The following is a 22,005-nucleotide window of genomic DNA, read 5'->3' as shown; positions in this document are numbered from 1 at the left end:
TGAAACATCACTTCCCAATGCAGAAGGCCGCAAAGACCACGTCCAGATACTCGTCGATATCGACCTTGCCGACCAGCCCTTCAAGGGCACGGACCGCCGCCTGGATATGGTCGGCGATCAACTCTGCCGGCAGACCCTCCGCGGATTTCAGTGCCCGTAGCGCGACCTTCAGGTGTCCCGCCTGCGCCTCATGCGCGACAAGCCCCGCATCCGCAACCCGATCGCCCAAGACCTTCCGGATTTCCTCAAGGAGGCGATCGACCCCAGCCCCGGTCAGGCCAGAGACCCCGGACCCGTTAACGTCGGCCTTGGTGCGAACCGCAATGTCACCTGCGACCCACAAACTGTGGTCGACTTCCCCGCTGACAGACAGATGCAGCCGCAGATCCGCGGCCTCTGCACGCTCGCGGGCACGCGCAATCCCCATTCCCTCCACCAAGTCCTCGGTCTCGCGCAGGCCCGCAGTATCGACCAAGGTCACGGCGAGCCCCCCAAGATCGCAGATCACCTCAATTGCGTCGCGAGTGGTGCCGGGTTGGTCGGTGACCAAGGCGACATCACGTTGCGCAATCCGGTTCACCAAGGTCGACTTGCCGGCATTTGGCGGGCCAATGACTGCCACGGTAAATCCGCGCCGTACGCGCTCAGCCCCCTGATGGCCGCTCAGCGCATGCGCAATCTCCGACTGGACCTCGGCCAACAAGACCCAAACCTGCTTGGGGACCTCCTCTGGCGTTTCCTCGTCGGGAAAATCCAGCACCGCCATGACCATGGCGGCAGCACGGACCAGCTTGCTGCGCCAGCCATCCGCCATCCGGCCCAACTCGCCCGAGGCGTTGCGCATTGCCAGCACACGCTGCGCCTCGGTCTCGGCCTCAAGCAGGTCGGAAAGTCCCTGTACCTCCGTCAGGTCGAGCTTGCCGGTCATGAACGCGCGGCGGGTAAACTCTCCTGCCGTGGCAGGTCGCGCGCCCCTTGCCGCGAGCGCCGCACCAAGGCGCCGAACGACGACCGGCGCGCCATGCAACTGAAATTCCACCACCGGATCGCCGGTAAAGCTCTGCTGGCCTTCGAAATAAAGCACAAGGCCCCGGTCGATCGCCTCATCCCCGTCGCGAATCACGCGCAGCGTGGCAACCCTCGGCTCCGGAACTTCGCCGCACAGGTCGGCGCAGATGCTCGCCGCGTCCGGGCCAGACAGCCGGACGATAGACACGCCGCCCCTGCCGGGCGGTGTCGCCTCGGCAAAGATCGTGTCCATGGCTTACCCGGCGTTCATCGAGTCGAAGAATTCGGCATTCGACTTGGTTTGTTTCAGCTTGGTGATCAGGAACTCGACGGCATCGGTCGTGCCCATCGGATTCAGGATGCGGCGCAGCAGATAGGTTTTCTGCAGATCCTTCGCATCGACCAACAGCTCTTCCTTGCGGGTGCCGGACTTGAGGATGTCGAGTGCCGGGAACACGCGCTTGTCGGCGACCTTTCGGTCCAGCACGATCTCGCTGTTGCCCGTGCCCTTGAATTCTTCAAAGATCACTTCGTCCATGCGCGAGCCCGTATCGATCAGGCCGGTGGCAATGATCGTCAGCGAGCCGCCCTCCTCGATATTGCGCGCCGCACCGAAGAACCGCTTGGGGCGTTGCAGCGCATTGGCATCCACACCGCCGGTCAGCACCTTGCCCGAGGACGGGACGACCGTGTTGAAGGCCCGGCCCAGACGCGTGATCGAATCGAGCAGGATCACGACATCGCGCTTGTGCTCGACCAGACGCTTGGCCTTTTCGATCACCATTTCGCTGACCGCGACGTGACGCGTCGCCGGCTCGTCAAAGGTCGAACTGATGACCTCGCCCTTCACGCTGCGCTGCATGTCGGTGACTTCCTCGGGCCGCTCGTCAATCAGCAGCACGATCAGGTAACATTCCGGGTGGTTCTTGGCGATCGAGGCGGCGATGTTCTGCATCAGGACTGTCTTGCCGACCCGCGGCGGTGCAATGATCAGCGCGCGCTGGCCCTTGCCGATCGGAACGATCAGGTCGATCATCCGGGCGCTGCGGTCCTTGATGGTCGGATCGTCAATTTCCATCTTCAGTCGCTCGTCGGGGTAAAGCGGCGTCAGGTTATCAAAGGCAACCTTGTGGCGGGCCTTCTCGGGATCCTCGAAGTTGATCGTCTCAACAGTCGTCAGGGCGAAATAGCGCTCGTTCTCGCCTGGCGCGCGGATGACGCCGCTGACCGTATCGCCAGTGCGCAGTGAGTATTGCCGGATCATGTCGGGGCTGACGTAGATGTCGTCAGGACCAGGCAGATAGTTCGCTTCGGTCGAGCGCAGGAAACCGAAGCCGTCCTGCACCACTTCCAGCACGCCGTCGCCGCCAATGATGACGCCATCCTCGGCATGCTCCTTGAGCAGCGAGAACATCATCTCGCCCTTGCGCATGGTCGACGCGTTCTCGATTTCCCACTCTTCGGCCAGCGCCAGCAGCTCAGCCGGGCTCTTTGCCTTCAGATCGGATAGGTTAAGACGCTCGTCGCTCATGGAAAATCACCGGCAGTCCACCGCCGCGATCCCTGCCAGGGCAGAGGGCGGAACGGGTATGTGAATGGGAAGGCCCTGATGGCCGGATGGCCGGGGTCGCGCGTTCATACAGTCAATGGCCGGGCGCGTCAATTGTGGGGGCTATCGCGGTCAGAAACGAACGATCACCGACAAGACGATCACGATCATCAGCAGGGTGGGGACCTCGTTCATCATACGGTAACGGCGTCCCGGCGCGATCTGTCCGGCTGCAATGCGCCGCCGCTCCCCCGCGCACCACATGTGAAATGCGGTCATGCCGATGACGCCGGCGGCCTTGGTCCAAGGCCAAGTGCTGCCCCAATCAACTACACCCGGCGTTGCAACCAGCGTCAGCCCCGCGAGCCAGGTGACGATCATCGCAGGGTTCATGATGACCCGCAGAAGCTTGTCCTCCATCACGGCAAACGATCGCCCCGGCTCTGCCGTCCCTTGACCGATGCCACCACGCTCCGCGTGATAGACGAACAGACGCGGTAGATAGAAAAGCCCAGCCATCCACGAGATGACGGCCATCACGTGCAGCGCCTTGATCCATGGATAAATGATCAGCAGTCCATCGCGCATGACGCCTCCTTCCCGAGTCTTCTTAGAACTTAAGAAAGAAGGCTTAAAGGATGATGAGGTAGAAGGGGTTGGGGACGACGGGACAAGGTTTGTCTCCCGAACTTGCCCACAGCAGGCACTGGTCAGATAGGCATCCGGATGGTAACAATACCTTGTAGATAAAGGGATATATCGGACGTCGGCCAAACGATCCCCAGTCTGGGCACAAAGTCAGACAAGCTGTGCCCCTGTGGTCAGTTTTCACCCGTTCCCCGCCCGTTCTCGCCTGTTGCCCACACCCCGCAAACCTGACGAGTCGCCCCCAGTTGATACCCATGCCACACCGCAGCTTACCCACAGGGATCGGGGGACTGTTCAGGCCGCCCGCGGGCCGATATCACGGAGCCATGCTGGACCCGACCGATCCCGTTGTGCCCGCCGCCCCGTCTTCGGCCGAGGTTGCCGGCATCGTCCCCCACGCCGACATTCCACTGGCGGGCGTGATCGGCTGGCCTGTCGCGCATTCGCGCTCGCCGCGGCTGCACAGGCACTGGCTCGACCGGTATGGCATCAACGGCCATTACGTCCCCCTGCCGGTCCGGCCAGAGCATCTGGCTGCCGTTCTGCGTAGCCTGACCCAGGCGGGTTTTGTCGGGGCGAATGTTACCATCCCCCATAAAGAGGCCGTGCTGGCGCTGGCCGATGTCGTGACCGACCGCGCGGCGCTGATGGGTGCCGCCAACACGCTGATTTTTCGCCCCGACGGGCGCATCCATGCCGACAATACCGACGGCTATGGCTTCATCTCGAACCTCAAGCAGTACGCACCGGACTGGGCCGCTGAGCGTGGCCCCGCCGCCGTCATCGGCGCAGGCGGCGCGGCGCGCGCCGTGGTCGCCTCGCTGCTAGAGGCCGGCGTGCCAGAGCTGCGCATTGCCAACCGCACCCGCATCCGGGCCGAGCAGATCAAGGCCGAGTTCGGTGCCAAGATTGTTGTCTATGACTGGGCCCATTTCGGCAACATGCTCGATGGTGCCCGCACGGTGATCAACGCCACCTCGCTCGGGATGGACGGCCGCCCGCCGCTTCGCCTGCCGCTCGATGCGCTGGCCGCCGGGACACTGGTGACCGACCTTGTTTACACCCCGCTGCGCACCACCTTCCTGGCCGAGGCCGAGGCCCGAGGCGCGCGCATTGTCGACGGCCTTGGCATGCTGCTGCATCAGGCCGCCCCGGGGTTCGAACGCTGGTTCGGCCCCCGCCCCGAGGTTGACGCGGCCGCCCGCGCCGCGGTGCTTGCGTGACCTTTCGCCTGGGGCTGACCGGCTCGATCGGAATGGGCAAATCAGCAACGGCCGCGTTGTTCGCCGCCCGTGGATATCCGGTCTGGGATGCCGACCAGGCAGTCCATGATCTCTATGCCGTCGGTGGCGCGGCTGTCGTGCCCGTGGCTAATGCTTTCCCCTTGGCCTTGCGCGACGGCGGTATTGACCGCACTGCGCTCAAGGTGGCGCTGGCGCGCGACCCCGGCCAGCTTTCCAGCCTCGAGGCAATCGTTCACCCTCTCGTCTCTGCGGATCGCGCGGCCTTTATCGCTGCAGCCGAGGCAGCAAACCTGCCGCTCATCGTCCTTGACATCCCGCTGTTGTTCGAGACGGGCGCGCAGGCCATGTTGGACGGCGTGGCGGTTGTCTCGACTGATCCTGCGATCCAACGTGCGCGCGTTCTGGCACGGCCGGGGATGACCGAGGCCGCGCTGGACCTTATTCTCGCCCGGCAAATGCCCGACGCCGACAAACGGTCCCGCGCCCGCTGGGTCATCCCGACCGACACGCGCGAGGCCGCGGCCGCCGCTGTCGACGCCATCATTGCAGAAATCCTGAAGGCCAAAGATGCGTGAGATCGTTCTCGATACGGAAACCACCGGCCTCGATCCCGCGACCGGGGACCGCATTGTCGAGATCGGCGCGGTCGAGATCGTGAATTACCTGCCCACCGGCAGAACCTATCACCAGTATATCGACCCGCAGCGGCCGATGCCGGCCGATGCCTTCGCCGTCCACGGCCTCGGCGATGAATTCCTGCGCGGCAAGCCGGTTTTCAACCAGATTGCGGCCGAGTTTCTTGCCTTCATTGGCGACGCCCCGCTGGTGATCCACAATGCCAGCTTTGACATGCGTTTCCTGAATGCCGAATTGAAAAACTGCGGCCACCCTGAACTGCCGCACAGCCGCGCGGTGGACACGCTGGCGCTGGCACGCGACAAACTGCCGGGCGGTGCGTCGGCCTCGCTCGACTCGCTCTGCCAGCGCTTCGGAATCGACAATTCCGGTCGCGAACTTCACGGCGCCTTGCTCGATAGTCAGCTGTTGGCCGAAGTCTATCTGGAACTGGTCGGCGGCCGGCAGACCACCATCACCTTCGCCAGTGAAACGATCGCCACCGGCCCGGCCGACGACACGGTTCGCGCCCTCGTCGCCCGCAGGCCCCGCCCTGTGCCCCTGCCGTCCCGCTTGAGCGAAGCCGAGGCCGCGGCCCATGCCGCCCTTGTGGCTCGCATGGGGCCCGGCGCGCTGTGGCTAGCCAGCGCATGAGGCCGCGGCGCAACGTCGCCGCCTCCATCCGGCCGCCCGCGAGTTGTGCGGGGCGGCGAAAGGGGCGAACGTGCCCCTGATCATGCCTTGGCCGAGCGGGGCACCATGCTGACGCAACTGCGGGATTCCTGGCAATTCCTGTCCGCCCTGATGGAGCGGATGGACAAGATCCACATGGGTCTGATCTCGGCCGGTGTGGCCTTTTACGCCATGTTTGCCGTCTTTCCCGGCCTGGCAGCGATCATCGCGCTGTGGAGCCTGTGGTTCGATCCCAATGTCATCATGACCTACGTCACCATCGCGGACGAGTTTATCCCCCGCCAGGCCGCGGACCTGCTGCATGCCCAGGTCGCGGCGCTGATGTCGGGTGGCCGCACGCAGTTGGGCTGGGCCTCGGTGGTCTCGATCCTTATCGCCACATTTGCCGCGCGCGCCGGGGTCGATGCCCTGATCCGGGGGCTGAACGCCGCCCATGGGGTGCGCTCGCACTCGACCATCATGGGCTTCGTGCTGGCCTATGCGCTGACGCTGGCGATTGTCGGCGTGGTGCTAATGGGCCTCGCGACCATCGTCATCGTACCGCTGCTGATCAATTTCCTGACCTTCGGGCCGTTGCGCACCTGGCTCATCACGGCGCTGCCTTGGGGGGCGATGTTCCTGATCGTCATGATTGGCATCGGCATCCTTTACCGCTATGGCCCCAACGTGAAGGCGCCACGCACGCCGATCTTTACCCAAGGCTCGCTGTTCGCGGCACTGGCTTGGGCGGTCGCCTCGATCGGATTTTCCGCCTATCTTACCAGCTTCAACAGCTACAACCGCATCTATGGCTCGATCGGTGCGGTGGTCGCGCTGCTGATGTGGTTCTATCTGGCCGGCTTTTCGGTGCTGCTCGGCGCGCTGATCAATGTCGAGAACGCCCGCCGCCGCCGCATCGCCGCCGCCCGCATCGCCCGTGCTGCGGCTCTGGCCGCATCGTCCGGGCAATGACCGTGCCGGTGCCATCCTCGACCGACCAGCGAAGCGGCGCAGCCCGGCCGCTGGCGACAGAGGTGGCGGTCGCCCTCAGCTACAACGGCTCGACCGAGGCGGTGCTGATGGCCAGTCCGACCGATCTGATTGATTTCGCCTACGGTTTTTCGCTGACCGAGGGCCTCGCGACGCCGCAGCAGATCGAACGGATCGAGCCCTTGGTCACGCCCCTCGGCATCGATCTGCAGATCTGGGTGTCCGAGGAGGTCGCCGGCCGCCTCGCCGCCCGCCGCCGCCGCCGTGTCGGTCCGGTCGGTTGCGGGCTCTGCGGGATCGAAACGCTGGCCGAGGCGATGCGCGGCCTGCCACAATTGCCCGCCACCCCCCTGAGGCTGAGCGATACCGAGGCCGAAGCAGCCGTCGCCACCCTCGACGCCGCCCAGCCACTGCGTGATGCCACGCGCGCCACCCACGCCGCCGGGTTTTGGACCCCCGCAGAAGGCCTCGTTGCCCTGCGCGAGGATGTTGGCCGGCACAACGCGCTCGACAAGTTGGCCGGCGCCTTGCGGGGACGCGATCCCCCTGCAGGCGCGGTGGTCCTGACCAGCCGGGTGTCGGTGGATCTGGTGCAGAAATGCGTGACTCTGGGGGCGCCGCTTTTGCTCGCGGTTTCTGCGCCGACCACCGCTGCCGTCGACGCAGCCCGCGCCGCGGGGCTGATGCTGGCCGCCCCGGTGCGACGTGGACGGGTGGATTGGCTTAGCCGGGGCGAGGGCTGACCCGTCCCCAGGACGCGCCGTCAAAACCGCCTCAGGACGCGCAAGGGGTCAAACAGGTTGACAGAATCTCTCATCGGCCCAACACTGAAGGGACCAAAGGCGCTGTTTTTGCGCGATTAGGCAAGGGGGGTGGCGATGAACGTCGATCTCTCGCGTCGGGGCTTTTTCAAGCTCGCGGGTGCGGGGGTCGTGGCAACGACCGCGCTGGGGGCCTTCGGGTTCAGCGAGGCAGAGGCAGCAGTTGCGGCATATACGCGGCCCTTCAAGCTGACCGCCATGACCGAAACCCGAAACACCTGTCCCTACTGCTCGGTCGCCTGCGGCGTCATCCTCTATTCCAAGGGCGACCTGCGCAATGGCGAGGTGGCGGAGTTGGTCCACGTCGAAGGGGACGCCGACCACCCGACGAACCGCGGGACGCTCTGCCCCAAGGGCGCCGCGCTCAAGGACTTTGTGCGGGCTGAAACGCGCCTCAGCCAGCCGATGATCCGCCGGCCCGGTGCGACGGCGTTCGAGCCGATTTCGTGGAATGACGCGTTCGACCGCATCGCCCGGGCGATGAAGGACGACCGCGATGCCAACATGGTTGCGTTCAATGACGTCGGCGTTCCGGTAAACCGTTGGACCACCACGGGTTTTCTGGCCGCATCGGCCACCACCAACGAGACAGCCTGGGCGACTTTCAAGGTCGTCAAGGGGCTCGGCATAGCAGGATTCGACAACCAGGCGCGCGTCTGACACGGCCCCACGGTGTCCAGTTTGGGCCCGACATTTGGCCGTGGAGCGATGACCAACTCCTGGACCGACATCAAGAATACCGACCTCGTGATCGTCATGGGCGGCAATGCCGCCGAGGCCCATCCGTGCGGCTTTAAATGGGTGACCGAGGCCAAGGCGCATCGAGGCGCCAAGCTGATCGTGGTCGATCCGCGCTTTACACGCACGGCGGCGGTTGCCGACTATTACGCACCGATCCGTCCGGGCAGCGATATCGTTTTCCTGATGGGCCTGATCCGCTGGATGATCGCCAACGACAAGGTCCAGTGGGACTACGTCAAGGCCTTCACCAACGCAGCCTTCATCGTGAAGGACGAGTTCGGCTGGGCGGACGGCCTCTTCACTGGCTACGATGAGGCCAAGCGCGACTATGACCGGGCCAGCTGGGACTACGTCATCGACGAGGACGGCATCGCCAAAACCGACCCGACGCTGCAGGACCCGCGCTGCGTGTGGAGCCTGCTCAAGGCGCATGTCGAGGTTTACACGCCCGAGTTTGTCGAGAACATCACCGGCACGCCCAAGGACAGGTTCCTGCACATCGCCGAGATGATCGGCGAATGCTCGTCGCCGACCAAGACGATGACGTCGATGTATGCGCTGGGCTGGACGCAACATTCGAAAGGCTCGCAGAACATCCGCGGCATGGCGATGCTGCAGCTGATCCTGGGGAATATCGGGGTTCGCGGTGGCGGCATGAACGCCTTGCGCGGTCATTCCAACATCCAGGGCCTGACCGACATCGGCCTGATGTCGAACCTCCTCGCCGGTTACCTAAACGTGCCGACCGAGAAGGAGGTGGACTGGGCGACCTACATGAATTCGCGCCAGTTCAAGCCGCTACAACCAGACCAGACCAGCTACTGGCAGAACTATCCCAAATTCATGGTCAGCTTCATGAAGGCCATGTGGGGCGACGCGGCGCGGGCCGAGAACGACTGGGCCTATGACTACCTGACCAAGCTGGATGTTCCGGCCTACGACATGCTGCGCATGTTCGAGTTGATGAATGACGGGCACGTCAATCTCTACTTCTGCCAGGGTTTCAACCCGCTGCTGGCCCTGTCCAACAGGGGCAAGCTGACCGAAGCGCTCGCCAAGCTCAAGCTGCTGGTCGTAATGGACCCGCTGCAGACGGAGACCGCCCGGTTCTGGGAAAATCACGGCGAATACAATGACGTCGACTCGGCTGCGATCCAGACCGAGGTGATCCAACTGCCCTCGACGTGCTTTGCCGAGGACGAGGGCTCACTCGTCAACTCCAGCCGGTGGCTGCAATGGCACTGGGCTGGCGCATCGCCGCCGGGCGAGGCCAGGAATGACGTCTGGATCATGGCGCAGCTGTTCCTGCGGGTGCGGGAGCTTTACCGCAAGGAAGGCGGCACTGTTCCCGAACCTGTCCTGAACCTGACCTGGGACTACGCCGACCCGGACGAGCCGTCGCCCGCCGAACTCGCCAAGGAACTGAATGGCCGCGCGCTGACTCCGGTGGCGGATCTGACCGATCCGTCCAAGGTAGTGGTCGAGGCCGGCAAGCAGGTCCTGAACTTCAGCCAGTTGCGCGACGACGGATCGACCGCCTGCGGCTGCTGGATCTATTCCGGCTGCTGGAACGAGGACGGCAACAACATGGCCCGGCGGGATAATACCGATCCCGACAATACCGGGATGTACTCGAAATGGGCGTTCAGCTGGCCGCTGAACCGCCGCATCCTCTACAACCGCGCCTCTGCGGACCTCACGGGCAATCCCTGGGATCCCAGCCGGAAGGTGATCGCTTGGAATGGCGAGAAATGGGACGGCTACGACGTCCCGGACATCGCGCCCACCGCAAAGCCCGGTGTGGTCATGCCCTTCATCATGAACCAGGAGGGCGTGTCGCGCCTGTTCAGCCGCGCGCTCATGCGCGACGGACCATTCCCCACGCATATGGAGCCGTTCGAGAGCCCGGTGCAGAACGTCTTCAACCCCCGGATGCGCGGCAACCCCGTCGCCCGGGTGTTCGAGCGGGATGTTGCGACCTTCGGCACCAGCGACGAGTTCCCGTACGTCGGCACCAGCTACCGCCTAACCGAGCATTTCCACTACTGGACCAAGCACAACTGGGTGAACTCGGTCCTGCAGCCCCAGGCCTTCGTCGAAATCAGCGAAGAGCTTGCGGCCGAAAAGGGGATCAAGGGCGGCAGCACGGTACGGGTCTGGTCCAAGCGTGGCTCGATCACCTCGAAGGCGCTGGTGACCAAGCGGATCCGGCCGTTGACCTGCGACGGAAAGGTCATCCATGTGGTCGGAATCCCTCTGCACTGGGGCTTTCTCGGGGCGGCACGCAAGGGCTTCGGACCGAACTCTCTGACGCCCTATGTCGGTGACGCCAATATCGAAACGCCTGAATTCAAGGCGTTTCTGGTCAACATCGAACCATATGCAGGGGAGCCGGTCGCATGACAACGCAACCCGCCAGCGGAGTCGCCGAACAACCCACCACTGCGGTATCCAATCCGGTCGTGGCGCCGCTGGGCGTCGGGTTCGATGCCCGCGACGTGGTCCGGATCTCGGCGACGATGGATGTGCCGGCGCCCGAACGGCAGCTGGAAAAGGTCGCCAAGCTAATCGACGTCAGCAAATGCATCGGCTGCAAGGCCTGCCAATCGGCCTGCATCGAGTGGAACGACACGCACCCCGCGATCGAGGAGAACGTCGGCCACTACGAGAATCCGCACGATCTGACACCGGAAATGTTCACCCTGATGCGCTTCAACGAATGGGTGAATCCGGAGACCGACAACCTCGAATGGCTGATCCGCAAGGACGGCTGCATGCATTGCGAGGATCCCGGTTGCCTCAAGGCCTGCCCGGCGCCCGGGGCGATCGTGCAGTATTCCAACGGCATCGTCGATTTCATCACCGACAACTGCATCGGCTGCGGCTACTGCATCACGGGGTGCCCGTTCAACATCCCGCGCGTCAGCGAGGTTACGCACAAGTCGCACAAGTGCACACTGTGCAGCGACCGGGTGGCTGTCGGGCAGGGCCCGGCTTGCGCCAAGGCGTGCCCGACGCAGGCCATCGTCTTTGGCACCAAGGAAGACATGGTCGCCCATGCCGAGGAACGGGTCGCCGACCTGAAATCGCGCGGCTACGACAACGCCGGCATCTATGATCCGGCCGGCGTCGGCGGCACGCATGTGTTCTATGTACTGCAACATGCCGACAAGCCGCAGATCTACAACGACCTGCCCTCCGATCCCAAGATCGCGGCCTCGGTCGAGGTCTGGAAAGGTCCGGCCAAGACGGCGGGCCTTGCCGCCATCGCGCTGGCTGCGGTCGGCAGCGCCGTCATGGGCCTGACCACCCGCGCCAACAGGGTCCGCCTGACCGACGAGCGTGAGGCCGAGGAGCTGGTCGAGGTCGAGCACGTCGTTCCCGCCGGAAAGGACAGCGCATGAGCGGGCCCCGCCGCAAACGCCAGTTCTCTCAAAGCGGCGATGCCATCATCGCGGTCGCGCCGGAGGTCGAGGTCAGCCGCTATCGCGGCTTTACCCGCGTCAACCACTGGATCACTGCAACCGCGCTTATCCTGCTTCTGCTGTCCGGCCTCGCGCTGTTTCACCCGGCCCTTTACTTCATGACCGGGCTGTTCGGCGGGGGCCAGACGACGCGCTGGATCCATCCCTGGATCGGAATAGTGCTGGTCCTCAGCTTCCTCATCCTGTTCGCCCAACTCTGGCGGCTGAACCTGCTGCGGCGCGAGGACATCGTCTGGGCCCGCAACATCCGAGATGTCGTCACCGATAACGAGGAGCGGTTGCCGGAGTTGGGAAAATACAACCTCGGGCAAAAGTTCGTCTTCTGGGCGATGTTCGCCCTGATCCTGGTGCTGATTGCCACGGGAATCATGATCTGGCAGCAATATTTCGGCACGCTCGTCAGCATCCCCACCCGACGGCTGGCGATGCTGATCCACTCGATTGCCGCGGTGGCGATCATCCTGGTCTTCATCCTGCACGTCTTCGCAGCATTCTGGACCCGCGGTACCATCCGCGCCATGACGCGCGGAACCGTCACGGGCGGCTGGGCGTGGAAGCATCACCGCAAGTGGCTGCGCGAGATGGCTAGACGTCAGTCCCGCGATCCCGCAGACTAAAGGGGTTCCGCCGGAACCCATGGCCGGTCGGCTTCGGGGGATGTTGATGACGCAAACTGCGACACCCATCACCGGCGGCGTCCCAACCCCGCCTTTTGCCTTCCTGCCGGACCCGGCGCGCATCTTCGCGGCTCGTGCCAGCCGATGCCGCGCCCTGGCTCCTGGGCATCCGGCCTCGGCCTATCTGTCCTTTCTTGCCACGCTGATGGACGCCCAGGCCGAACTGGCCGGGAGGCTCGGGCCAGCCCAGCCGCCAGCGCACGACAGGATGGCGCAGTTGCGCGGCATGGGAATGCCGCCAATCGATCGGACTGCTCTTTTGGACGAACCCGAGTCTGAGGGGGCCTTAAAGGGCTATCTCGACCTCTTGCGGGATGCCCACTTGCCGCCTGCTGCCGCACAGGCCCGCGATGCAGTCGTCGCGGCAACTCCGGCAGAGCGACGCGATTTGCGCGCTGCGGTCCTGGAGGATCGGGTGCCGACTGACGCAATCGCGGCCTATATCCTCGCCGCGGCCGCCGCGCAGGTCGATCTCGCGCGCCGCGCGGCAGCCCTCGGCCCCGAGGCGCTGGAGCCCGTCGCAACCGGAATCTGCCCAGCCTGCGGCGGCCGCCCGGCGGCATCCGTCGTGACCGCCGGTCTCGAGACGCTGGAGGGCAGCCGCTACGCCTGCTGCGCAGCCTGCAGCAGCCGCTGGAACGAGGTCCGGGTCAAATGCCTCAGCTGCGGGTCAATGAAATCAATGTCCTATCGCGGCCTCGAGGAAGCTGGGGACGCACCGGCTAACGACCGGACCGCGCGCGCCAGCGAGCCGGCGATCAAGGCCGAATGCTGCAACGAATGCGGCACATGGCTGAAGGTATTCTACCAACTGCGCCTGCCAGGGGTCGAACCGATCGCCGATGATGTTGCCAGCCTGGGACTGGACCTGCGCATGGCCGACAGCCGCTGGCGCAGGGCGGGGGCGAACCCGTTTCTTGCAGGCTACTGATGGAGCCGGGGCTACGCGCGCTGCCCTCGGTGGACCAGTTGCTCATGGCTCCCGACGGACAATCTTTGGCGCGACACTACGGCAAGGCGCTGGCAACCGGCGCCCTGCGCGCCGCACTGGCGGAGCTGCGCAGCGCCATCCGCGAGGGCGCACCCGCCTCGGCCGCCCCAGCAGCGCAGGTCATCGCGACCGCCGAGGCCAATCTGGCCGCCGCCGCCCTCAGCCCCCTGCGCACGGTGCTCAACCTGACTGGCACGGTCCTGCACACCAACCTCGGCCGCGCCCTGCTGGCAGAGCCTGCCATCGCCGCCGCGACCGAGGCGATGCGCGATCCCATCGCGCTGGAATACGACCTTGCGACCGGCGCACGGGGCGAGCGCGACGCCCACCTGCGCGCCTTGCTGTGCGAGCTGACCGGGGCCGAGGACGCCACGGTCGTCAACAACAACGCCGCCGCCGTGTTGCTGGCGCTGAATACCCTCGGGGCTGGCCGCGAGGCCATCGTTTCGCGCGGCGAGCTGATAGAGATCGGCGGCGCCTTCCGCATGCCTGACATCATGGCGCGCGCCGGCGTCCAACTGCGCGAGGTCGGCACGACCAACCGCACGCATGAGCGTGATTATCGCGGTGCCCTCGGGCCCCAAACCGGCCTGATCCTCAAGGTCCATACCTCAAACTACCGCATCCAGGGGTTCACCGCCGAGGTTTCAGCCCCGCGCCTCGCGGCACTGGCTGACGAGGCCGGCGTGCCCTTGCTCAACGACCTCGGCTCAGGCTCGCTGGTCGATCTGGGCCGCTGGGGCCTGCGGCGCGAGCCGACCGTCGCTGAGGCAGTTGCCGAGGGTGCCCATGTCGTGACGTTCTCTGGCGACAAGCTGCTGGGCGGCCCGCAAGCCGGCTTTATCGTCGGACGGCGCGAGGCGATCACGGCCATCAACCGCAACCCGATGAAGCGCGCACTGCGCCTCGACAAGATCCGCATCGCGGCGCTGTACGCGACACTGCGCCTGTATCTCGACCCGGACCGCCTGACGGAGCGGCTGCCGGTTCTCGCCATGTTGAGCCGTTCGCAAGCCGAGATTGCCGCACAGGCCGAGGCGCTGCTGGGTCGGGCCAACGACGCCTTGGGCGCATCTGGCATCACGGCTTCTGTAATTTCATGCGACAGCCAGGTCGGTTCGGGTGCGCTGCCGACTGACCTGATCGCGTCGGCCGCCTTGGCGCTGGCACCGCCCTCAACTGACGGCGCGGCCCCTGATCGTCTGGCAGCCAGGCTGCGCAGCGGCGGGCAGCCGGTAATCGGCCGGGTGCGGGATGGCGCCGTGATCCTCGATCTGCGCTGCCTGCGGCCCGGCGACGAACCGGCGCTGCTGTCGGCCATCGCCGAGGCGGTTCGGTGATTGTCGGCACGGCCGGGCACATCGATCATGGCAAGACCGCCCTCGTGCTGGCGCTCACGGGCACCGACACCGACAGGCTTGCCGAGGAAAAGGCACGCGGCATCACCATCGCGCTGGGATTTGCCTATACCGACCTCGGCAATGGCCGCATCACCGGCTTTGTCGATGTGCCGGGCCACAAGCGGCTGGTCCACGCCATGGTGGCGGGTGCGGGCGGGATCAACCTCGGGCTGCTGGTGGTGGCCGCCGACGACGGCATCATGCCACAAACACGCGAGCATCTGGCGATCCTCGACTTGCTCGGCGTGCCGCGCCTGGTGGTGGCACTGACCAAGGCGGACCGGGTGCCTGCAGCCCGGATCACGGCGGTGACGGCCGAAATCAACGCGCTCCTAGCGCCGACCTCCCTGACGGGCGCGCCGGCACTGCCAGTTTCCGCCCTGACGGGCGAGGGTATTGCGGCGCTGCGGGCAATACTGGCGGCGCAGGATGTGGCGCCCCCTCAGCAGGGCCGCGGCTTCAGGCTCGCGGTCGATCGCAGCTTCACCCTCAGCGGGGCGGGAACGGTGGTCACCGGAACGGTGCATTCGGGCAGCATCGCGGCCGGCGCGAGCGTGGTGGTCAGCCCAACCGGCCTTGCCGCACGGGTGCGCGAGTTGCGGGCGGAGAACCAGGCAGTTGCAACGGCCGTGGCGGGGCAGCGAGTCGCACTGAACCTCGCCGGGCCGGCCATTACGCGCGAAGCCATCAGGCGTGGGGACGAAATCGTTGACCCGAGCCTCCACGCACCCACGGCGCGCATCGACGCCACGCTGCGGCTGCTCGCGTCCGAGATTGCGCCCCTCCGGAGCGGAGCGCAGGTGCATCTGCACACTGCCACGGCCGAGGCGGTCGCGCGGGTGGTCCCCCTGGGGGCCGCGGCGCTGCCGGGAGGCCCCGCCGCCTGGGTTCAGCTGGTCCTCGACCGGCCGATCGCCACGTCCTGGGGACGGCGATACATCCTGCGCGACGCCTCGGGCCAACGCACGCTCGGCGGGGGGCAATTCATCGACCTGCGCCCGCCGGCCAGAAAACGTGCGACGGCGGCCCGCCGCGCAGCTTTGATGGCGTCGCTCCCGCCAGTCCCGGCGGAGGCACTTTCGGCACAATTGGAGCTGCCCGGGGGTAGCGTCGATCTCGACAACTTTATCCGCGACCGCGCCCTGACGCCGGGCGAGGGCGACGCTGCGCTTCAGGCGACTGCCACGGTGACCATCGGCGTCGCGCCGCAGCGCCTCGTGCTATCGGCGGCAACGATCCACAGCCTACGGACAGCGATGTCAAAGCGGCTGCAAATGTTTCACGTGGAACATCCCGATCTGCCGGGCATCGCGGCAGAGCGTTTGCGCCTTTCCCTGACCCCACGCCTGCCAGCCTCTGCCTTTGCGACCTTGCTGAAGGCCGAGGCGGCCCGGGGAGCCCTCCACCTAAAGGGCGGCTTCGTTGCCCTGCCTAGCCACGCCCCCACGCTCACACCGCCCGACGAGGCCCTCTTCACCCGCATTGCGCCGGCCCTCCTCGGCGAGGGCCGCTTTCGCCCGCCCCGCGTGCGCGACTTCGCCACCGAATTGTCCGAGGACGAAGACAATCTTCGCCGCATCCTGCGCCTCGCTGCGCGCATGGGCCGCGTGGATCAGATTGCCCGCGACCACTTCTTCGACCGCGCCGTCACTTCAGAAATGGTCCAGATCGCGCGGGCCCTGTCAGAGGCCGCCCCGACCGGCTGGTTCGCTGCCCCGGCGTTTCGCGACCAGCTGCGCAATGGACGCAAGGTCGCGATCGAGATTCTGGATTTCTTTGATCGTCACCGGATAACCTACCGCAGGGGGGATTTGAGGCGCATCAATCCCCTGCGCGCCGATCTGTTTGCCGCAGAACAGCCCTCGGACGACACGACGACCCGGGCGCCCGATGGAGGAGAATCGTCCCCGGTGGGGCGGCCGGACTTCAAATCCGGTTGAGGCAGCCAGCCTGTCTCGGGTGGGTTCGACTCCCATTCTCCTCCGCCGGCGGGCTCAACCCTTGTCCGGCGCAGCGCCCATCATCAGGTCGATCCCGCGCGCAGTCGGTGGCTGCCACGTCTTAGATGTCGCGATCTTGCCCGACGGGTTGGTCCCGATCATCGAGCCGCCGGTTCCCCCCGTCCAGCCGGTCGAGCCGGAGTTACTCGGCGCGGTGCCGTCAGTGGTGGCGGTCTGCGGCGTTGCCGCGGGGGCGGTCGCAGGATGGGTAGAGACTGCCGCACCACTGGCGGACGGGGTCGCAGCAGCAGTCGCGCCGGTGTTCGCCGCCGCTGGATCAGGCGAGGCAGCTTGAGCAGGCTCGGCCGGCGCACCTGCGGGCGCAGCCGAGGTGCCGGCGGTGGTAGCCGGCTCGGGCGTCGAGGTCGGGACAGCCGCAGCAGGCGCGACCGGCGGCGGCGCAACTGCATCGGTGCTCGGGCTTTGCGCGATGACCGGCCCGGCCAGCAGCATGGCGGCGAGGGTGAGTGGCAACAGGCGCATGGCGCGTTCCCCCTATGGATCAGCCTAGAATGCCGCAAACCCTGCCATGCGGCAAGCTTCGTCCCTTCAGACGGCGACGGTGATGCCGCTGCCCGGCGCGACGCGGCCGATGATCGCGGCAGCCGAGTGGCCGGCCTCGCGAACTCGCGCCAGGACCGCATCCGCGTCCTCAGCCGCCACGGACAGCAGCAGGCCGCCCGAGGTCTGAGGATCAGTCAACAGCACCTTCCACCAATCGGCCATCCCGTCCGGCAGAGTCACCTCGGCGCCATAGGCGGTCCAGTTGCGCCCCGAGGCCCCTGTGGCGAGGCCCCGTTGGGCGAGCGTGGCAGCCTCACCCAGCAGCGGCAGCCGGCTCGCGTCGATCACCAACTGGACGTCGCTGCCCCGCGCCATCTCCAGCCCGTGGCCGAGGATGCCAAAGCCGGTCACGTCGGTCATCGCATGGACAGCCGGCTCGCGCGCAAGGTCGGTGCCAATCCGGTTCAGCGTGGTCGTCGTGGCGATCATTGCGGCCAGGCCATCGGCGTCCAGCAGTTGCTTCTTGATCGCCGCCGAATAAACCCCCACGCCCAGCGGTTTGGTCAGGATCAATGCATCGCCCGGCTGTGCGCCGTGATTACGGCGCAGGTCCTTGGGCGCACAGAGCCCGATTACCGCGAGGCCATAAATAGGTTCAGGCGCGTCAATGGAGTGGCCGCCGGCAATCGGAATGCCGGCCTCGGCGCAGATCGACGCGCCGCCCGCGAGAATTTCGCGGATCATGGCGACGGGCATGCGATCGACCGGCATCCCCAGGATAGCCAAAGCCATGATCGGCCGGCCGCCCATCGCATAGATGTCAGAGATGGCGTTGGTCGCGGCAATCCGGCCGAAATCGCGCGGATCGTCGACCATTGGCATGAAAAAATCGGTCGTCGCGATCACGCAGGTTTGCGCGTCGATCTGCCAGACGGCGGCATCGTCGGCAGTCTCGTTGCCGACCAGCAGTTGCGGGAAGGCCGCGGCCAGCGGCTGATCGGCCAGCAATTGTTGCAGCACGGAAGGCGCCAGCTTGCAGCCGCAGCCGCCGCCATGGGCAAGCTCGGTCAGGCGCGGCGTGGGGATCGTGGTGTCGGACATGGCATGCAGCCTCGCGCCGGCGAGCGGGCCGCCGCGCGGCGGCCGGCGCGTCGGGGCGGCTGGATCGTGAGTGACCGGATGGACGGGCGGCCCTCAGGCCGCCTCGATCCCTTCGCTCGATGCAAAGAACATCGCCTGGCTGACGGCCGAGCGGACCTGCTCTTCGGTATAGGGCTTGCTGATCAGGAACGCCGGCTCCGGGCGGTCGCCGGTCAACAGGCGCTCCGGGAAGGCGGTGATGAAGATTACCGGGATATCGCCCATCGCGCCCAGCAACTCATTCACCGCATCGACGCCCGAGCTGCCGTCGGCCAGCTGGATATCGGCGAGGATCAGGTCCGGCCGACGCTCGCCTGCCAACTGGATCGCGGCGCTGTGGGTCCGGGCGACGCCAGTCACCTCGTGGCCCATGGCCTGAACGATGCCCTTAATATCCATGGCAATGATCGTCTCGTCCTCGATGATCATGACCTTGCCGCGGATCGCCCGGCCCATCTCGGTCAAGGCGATCTGGACCAGTTCCTCGGCTTCGTCCTGGCTGATGCCCATGATCTCGGCGATCTGTTCGTAGCGCAGTTCTTCGATGGTGCGCAGCAACAGGGCTTCGCGCGAATTCGGGGTCAGCGCCGTCAGGTGCGATTGCACGCGTGCGGCGCGGTCGTCGCTTTCGTCACCGGCGACCGGCTGGCCGCTGGACTGCCAGATGGCGTGAAACGTGCGGTAAAGTGCCACACGCGGATTGTCACCCTCCATCAGCGAGCGGTCGCTGAGGATCGCCTCCAGGGTCGCCGCGGCGTAGCTATCGCCGGCCTGCTGGCTTCCTGTGAGGGCGCGCCCATACCGGCGTAGGTAGGGCAGTTCGCGTCCGATGGACTGTGCGAGATCGGAAGACATGGCGCCCCTCTTTAAATACCGACCATTGTCGGAACCTGCCGGGCTGCTTATCCGTTGCGGCTCGTGCACACAAGTTCCGGGACTGCAGAATGAACACCAAGCGAGAGGAGCGCAAGCGAGCGGCCATCGAGAAACAGATCGATGAAAACCTGAGGCGGGTCTACGAACAAGATGCTACGCAGGACGTGCCGGATCGCTTCATGACGCTGCTGGCGCAACTCCGCGAGAAGGAATGACCGGTTGACCATACGTGAACGCGCTCCGATGTCCGGGGCCGATCCTCGGTCCGAGCTTGTCGATCACCTGCCCGCGTTGCGCGCCTTTGCCCTGTCCCTGACACGCGAGGGTGCGTCGGCGGACGATCTGGTGCAGGACACCATCGTCAAGGCATGGACCAACATCGAGAAGTTTCAGGCCGGCACCAACCTGCGCGCCTGGCTGTTTACCATCTTGCGCAACACGTTCTACTCCGCGCGCCGCAAGACCCGCCGCGAGGTGTCTGACAGTGATGGGCTGCACGCCGCCCGCTTGGCCACCCGGCCGGAGCATGACGGCCGTCTCGCGCTGAACGATTTTCGCGCGGCCTTCGTCCAGCTGCCGGACGAGCAGCGCGAGGCGCTGATCCTCGTTGGCGCGTCCGGCTTTTCCTATGACGAGGCGGCGCGCATGACCGGTGTCGCCGTCGGCACGGTGAAATCGCGCGCCAACCGAGGTCGCAGGCGGCTTGCTGAGTTGCTGCATCTGGCCGAGGGCGAAGAGCTGGACATGACCGATCGGGCGACCTTGGCGGTGATGGCACAGAACAGCGCAATCTCGCGTTAGGACGATGCCGGCACGGATCTACGACAGGCTGGACTTCATGAACGGCCTGGGTTTCAGGCTGGGGTTCCTGCTGTCGCTCGCGATCCTGCCCATCGGTCTGATCTCGCTGATGCAGACGCTTAACCTCTCGCGCGAGGCTGAGCGCGCACGCGAGGTCGCGCTGCTGGGCCGCACTGCAGCCGCAGCAGCAGGCGAGCGGGCGCTGATCCAGGGCGCGCTCGGCACCGCGGACGCGCTGGGGCCCGCGGTGCTTGAACGGCTGGACGATCCCGCCGCCTGCGCCGCCATCATGCGGGGCTTCGTCCAGCGGAACGCGACTTATGTCTATGCCGGCTTCACCGGAATGGATGGCATCACCTCGTGCAACTCCGGCGGGGTGGTTCTGGATGTCAGCGACACGCCGACATTCCAGAAGTTCATGGTCCGGCGCTCGACCGTGATCGCGGCCAATCCCAACGGGCCGGTCTCCGGCCGTTCGGTCGTCTCGATGGCCCAGCCGGTCTACCGCGACCGCGAATTGCTCGGCTATGTGCAGGTCTCGTTAACGCATGACCTCCTGCGCTCGACCCATTCCAGCGATTTCGGGCAAGGCACGGCGAATATCGTAACCTTTGCCAACGACGGCTCGGTGCTGTCGACCTATGCGGTGGACGATCTGCCGCTGAGCGAGCTTTTACCCCGCAACGTGCCCTTGTCGGAACTCGTCAACCGGCCCGAAAGCACGTTCCACAACGCCACCGAGGATGGCGAGGATCGCATCTTTGCTGCAGTGCCCATCGTGCCGGGCCTTGCACATGCCTTGGGCAGCTACAGCCCCGCGGAATCGGGCGTGCGCGGGCTTGCCGCGGCGCGGGCCGGCGCGGTGATGATCCCGCTGGCGCTGTGGCTGGTGTCGATCGGCGTCTCCTATCTCGCCGTCTATCGCCTTGTGCTTCGGCATGTGCAGGAATTGCGAGGCCAGATGCGCCGTTTTGCCATCGGCGATCGCACCGAATTGCCGCGCATCATTCCCGATGCCCCGGCCGAGCTGAAAGACGTCAGCCGCACCTTCCACAACCTCGCCCGCATCCTGGTTCACGACGAACAGCAGCTTGAGGAGGCGGTCGCCGAAAAGACTGTACTGCTGAAAGAGGTCCACCACCGGGTCAAGAACAACCTTCAGCTCATCGCCTCGATCATCAACATGCAAAGCCGCATGATCGACGATCCCGACGCCAAGGGCGTGCTGCGCAGCGTTCAGGACCGGGTCGCCAGCCTCGCGACGATCTATCGCAACCTTTATCAAGCGGAGCATCTGGATTCCGTCGCCGCCGACCGGTTGCTCAGCGACATCGTCAGCCAGATGTCGGCCGCCACCGCCGGCGTGAACCGGGGCATCCGGATCGAAACCGATATCCAGCCGCTGACGCTGCTGCCCGACCAGGCAGTCCCGCTCTCCCTGCTGGCGACCGAGGCGCTGACCAATGCCCTGAAATACGCGAGCCCCGAGCCGGGGGAGGATCGGCCCTGGGCCTGCGTCGTCCTGCGGTTGGAGGGGCCGGGGCGGGCGCTGCTCGAGGTGTCGAACTCGATGGGCGCGGGGCAGACAGCGATCGAGGGCACAGGCCTTGGCGGTCAACTGATCGACGCCTTTGCCCTGCAGCTGGATTCTGAAATCGTCAAGACGCCCGAGCCGACGCGCTATACCATTTCGCTTCGCTTCGATGTGCATGATCTGCCGGGACGCTCGGACGAAAGCCGGGCGGTCGTGCTGACCTCGGCCGCGCGGCAGGGCGCAACGCACTGAGGCGTTGTCTCAGGCGTGATATGCCTGCGGCACCTGCTTTCCCCGCACCGGATGCGG

At 65.8% G+C, this 22,005-nt stretch carries 20 protein-coding genes and 1 tRNA gene; 15 read left to right on the top strand and 6 right to left on the bottom strand.

Translation table 11 applies throughout. The features are described from left to right. Nucleotides 1-7 precede the first annotated feature (7 nt). From mnmE to DRW48_RS03730, 3 genes are all read right to left on the bottom strand, one after another. Nucleotides 8-1,261, bottom strand: a complete 1,254-nt coding sequence (gene mnmE, locus DRW48_RS03740; protein WP_114075248.1) for a tRNA uridine-5-carboxymethylaminomethyl(34) synthesis GTPase MnmE — start codon at nucleotides 1,259-1,261, stop codon at nucleotides 8-10. 3 nt (nucleotides 1,262-1,264) lie between these two features. Beyond that, the gene (rho, locus tag DRW48_RS03735; RefSeq protein ID WP_114075247.1) at nucleotides 1,265-2,539 is read right to left on the bottom strand and encodes a transcription termination factor Rho; all 1,275 of its coding nucleotides are present in this window, start codon (nucleotides 2,537-2,539) and stop codon (nucleotides 1,265-1,267) included. A 150-nt stretch (nucleotides 2,540-2,689) separates the two neighbouring features. Further along, a complete protein-coding gene (locus tag DRW48_RS03730) occupies nucleotides 2,690-3,145 on the bottom strand; it encodes a CopD family protein (protein WP_114075246.1) in 456 nt (151 codons plus the stop codon). A 386-nt stretch (nucleotides 3,146-3,531) separates the two neighbouring features. On the opposite strand from DRW48_RS03730, the gene DRW48_RS03725 reads away from it, so the two are divergent. The 12 genes from DRW48_RS03725 to DRW48_RS15840 all read left to right on the top strand — a co-directional run bounded on the left by DRW48_RS03725 (nucleotide 3,532) and on the right by DRW48_RS15840 (nucleotide 16,826). Then, nucleotides 3,532-4,428, top strand: a complete 897-nt coding sequence (locus tag DRW48_RS03725) for a shikimate dehydrogenase (protein WP_114075245.1) — start codon at nucleotides 3,532-3,534, stop codon at nucleotides 4,426-4,428. After that, entirely contained in the window at nucleotides 4,425-5,024 is a 600-nt protein-coding gene (gene coaE / locus DRW48_RS03720) for a dephospho-CoA kinase (RefSeq protein ID WP_114075244.1), read from the top strand. The genes DRW48_RS03725 and coaE overlap by 4 nt, the downstream gene beginning before the upstream one ends. After that, complete coding sequence (gene dnaQ, locus DRW48_RS03715) at nucleotides 5,017-5,718, top strand: DNA polymerase III subunit epsilon (protein ID WP_114075243.1); 702 nt, start codon at nucleotides 5,017-5,019, stop codon at nucleotides 5,716-5,718. The genes coaE and dnaQ overlap by 8 nt, the downstream gene beginning before the upstream one ends. Nucleotides 5,719-5,823: 105 nt before the next feature. Continuing rightward, nucleotides 5,824-6,708: a YihY/virulence factor BrkB family protein gene (locus DRW48_RS03710; RefSeq protein ID WP_114075242.1), complete on the top strand. Its 885-nt coding sequence runs from the start codon at nucleotides 5,824-5,826 to the stop codon at nucleotides 6,706-6,708. Further along, nucleotides 6,705-7,469, top strand: coding sequence for a formate dehydrogenase accessory sulfurtransferase FdhD (fdhD, locus tag DRW48_RS03705; RefSeq protein ID WP_114075241.1), 765 nt, complete (start codon nucleotides 6,705-6,707; stop codon nucleotides 7,467-7,469). The genes DRW48_RS03710 and fdhD overlap by 4 nt, the downstream gene beginning before the upstream one ends. A gap of 135 nt (nucleotides 7,470-7,604) precedes the next feature. Then, nucleotides 7,605-10,691: a formate dehydrogenase-N subunit alpha gene (gene fdnG, locus DRW48_RS03700; RefSeq protein WP_114075240.1), complete on the top strand. Its 3,087-nt coding sequence runs from the start codon at nucleotides 7,605-7,607 to the stop codon at nucleotides 10,689-10,691. Continuing rightward, nucleotides 10,688-11,692 (top strand): formate dehydrogenase subunit beta, encoded by a 1,005-nt coding sequence (gene fdxH / locus DRW48_RS03695; RefSeq protein WP_114075239.1) that lies wholly within the window; start codon nucleotides 10,688-10,690, stop codon nucleotides 11,690-11,692. The genes fdnG and fdxH overlap by 4 nt, the downstream gene beginning before the upstream one ends. Further along, on the top strand, nucleotides 11,689-12,390 hold the full coding sequence (locus DRW48_RS03690; RefSeq protein ID WP_114075238.1) for a formate dehydrogenase subunit gamma: 702 nt from the start codon (nucleotides 11,689-11,691) through the stop codon (nucleotides 12,388-12,390). Before fdxH ends, DRW48_RS03690 begins: the two co-directional genes overlap by 4 nt. 46 nt (nucleotides 12,391-12,436) lie before the next feature. Then, nucleotides 12,437-13,381, top strand: a complete 945-nt coding sequence (gene fdhE / locus DRW48_RS03685; protein ID WP_114077337.1) for a formate dehydrogenase accessory protein FdhE — start codon at nucleotides 12,437-12,439, stop codon at nucleotides 13,379-13,381. Beyond that, nucleotides 13,381-14,781 (top strand): L-seryl-tRNA(Sec) selenium transferase, encoded by a 1,401-nt coding sequence (gene selA, locus DRW48_RS03680; protein ID WP_114075237.1) that lies wholly within the window; start codon nucleotides 13,381-13,383, stop codon nucleotides 14,779-14,781. Before fdhE ends, selA begins: the two co-directional genes overlap by 1 nt. Further along, a complete protein-coding gene (gene selB / locus DRW48_RS03675; RefSeq protein WP_114075236.1) occupies nucleotides 14,778-16,781 on the top strand; it encodes a selenocysteine-specific translation elongation factor in 2,004 nt (667 codons plus the stop codon). Before selA ends, selB begins: the two co-directional genes overlap by 4 nt. Then, nucleotides 16,734-16,826, top strand: a tRNA-Sec gene (locus DRW48_RS15840). The genes selB and DRW48_RS15840 overlap by 48 nt, the downstream gene beginning before the upstream one ends. A 9-nt stretch (nucleotides 16,827-16,835) precedes the next feature. Here DRW48_RS15840 and DRW48_RS16240 read toward each other — a convergent pair. The 3 genes from DRW48_RS16240 to DRW48_RS03660 form a co-directional block, all read right to left on the bottom strand. After that, a complete protein-coding gene (locus DRW48_RS16240; RefSeq protein WP_114075235.1) occupies nucleotides 16,836-17,324 on the bottom strand; it encodes a hypothetical protein in 489 nt (162 codons plus the stop codon). A 66-nt stretch (nucleotides 17,325-17,390) separates the two neighbouring features. Then, nucleotides 17,391-18,446, bottom strand: coding sequence for a selenide, water dikinase SelD (selD, locus tag DRW48_RS03665; RefSeq protein ID WP_114075234.1), 1,056 nt, complete (start codon nucleotides 18,444-18,446; stop codon nucleotides 17,391-17,393). Between the two features lie 93 nt (nucleotides 18,447-18,539). After that, nucleotides 18,540-19,340 carry a response regulator gene (locus DRW48_RS03660; RefSeq protein WP_114075233.1) on the bottom strand — a complete coding sequence of 267 codons (801 nt, stop codon included), beginning with the start codon at nucleotides 19,338-19,340 and terminating at the stop codon, nucleotides 18,540-18,542. Nucleotides 19,341-19,429: 89 nt separating this feature from the next. Between DRW48_RS03660 and DRW48_RS03655 the strand changes: the two genes are divergently transcribed. The 3 genes from DRW48_RS03655 to DRW48_RS03645 are packed head-to-tail and all read left to right on the top strand — an operon-like array spanning nucleotide 19,430 to nucleotide 21,948. Beyond that, complete coding sequence (locus DRW48_RS03655) at nucleotides 19,430-19,576, top strand: NepR family anti-sigma factor (RefSeq protein WP_114075232.1); 147 nt, start codon at nucleotides 19,430-19,432, stop codon at nucleotides 19,574-19,576. 28 nt (nucleotides 19,577-19,604) lie between these two features. Beyond that, nucleotides 19,605-20,162, top strand: a complete 558-nt coding sequence (locus tag DRW48_RS03650) for an RNA polymerase sigma factor (RefSeq protein ID WP_114075231.1) — start codon at nucleotides 19,605-19,607, stop codon at nucleotides 20,160-20,162. 37 nt (nucleotides 20,163-20,199) lie between these two features. Beyond that, the gene (locus DRW48_RS03645) at nucleotides 20,200-21,948 is read left to right on the top strand and encodes a sensor histidine kinase (RefSeq protein WP_241963364.1); all 1,749 of its coding nucleotides are present in this window, start codon (nucleotides 20,200-20,202) and stop codon (nucleotides 21,946-21,948) included. The last annotated feature ends 57 nt before the right edge of the window (nucleotides 21,949-22,005 follow it).

The organism is Paracoccus suum, assembly GCF_003324675.1.
Classification (GTDB): domain Bacteria; phylum Pseudomonadota; class Alphaproteobacteria; order Rhodobacterales; family Rhodobacteraceae; genus Paracoccus; species Paracoccus suum.
The sequence above is the reverse complement of the archived record's forward strand: the minus strand, read 5'-3'. Positions and strand labels throughout refer to the sequence as shown.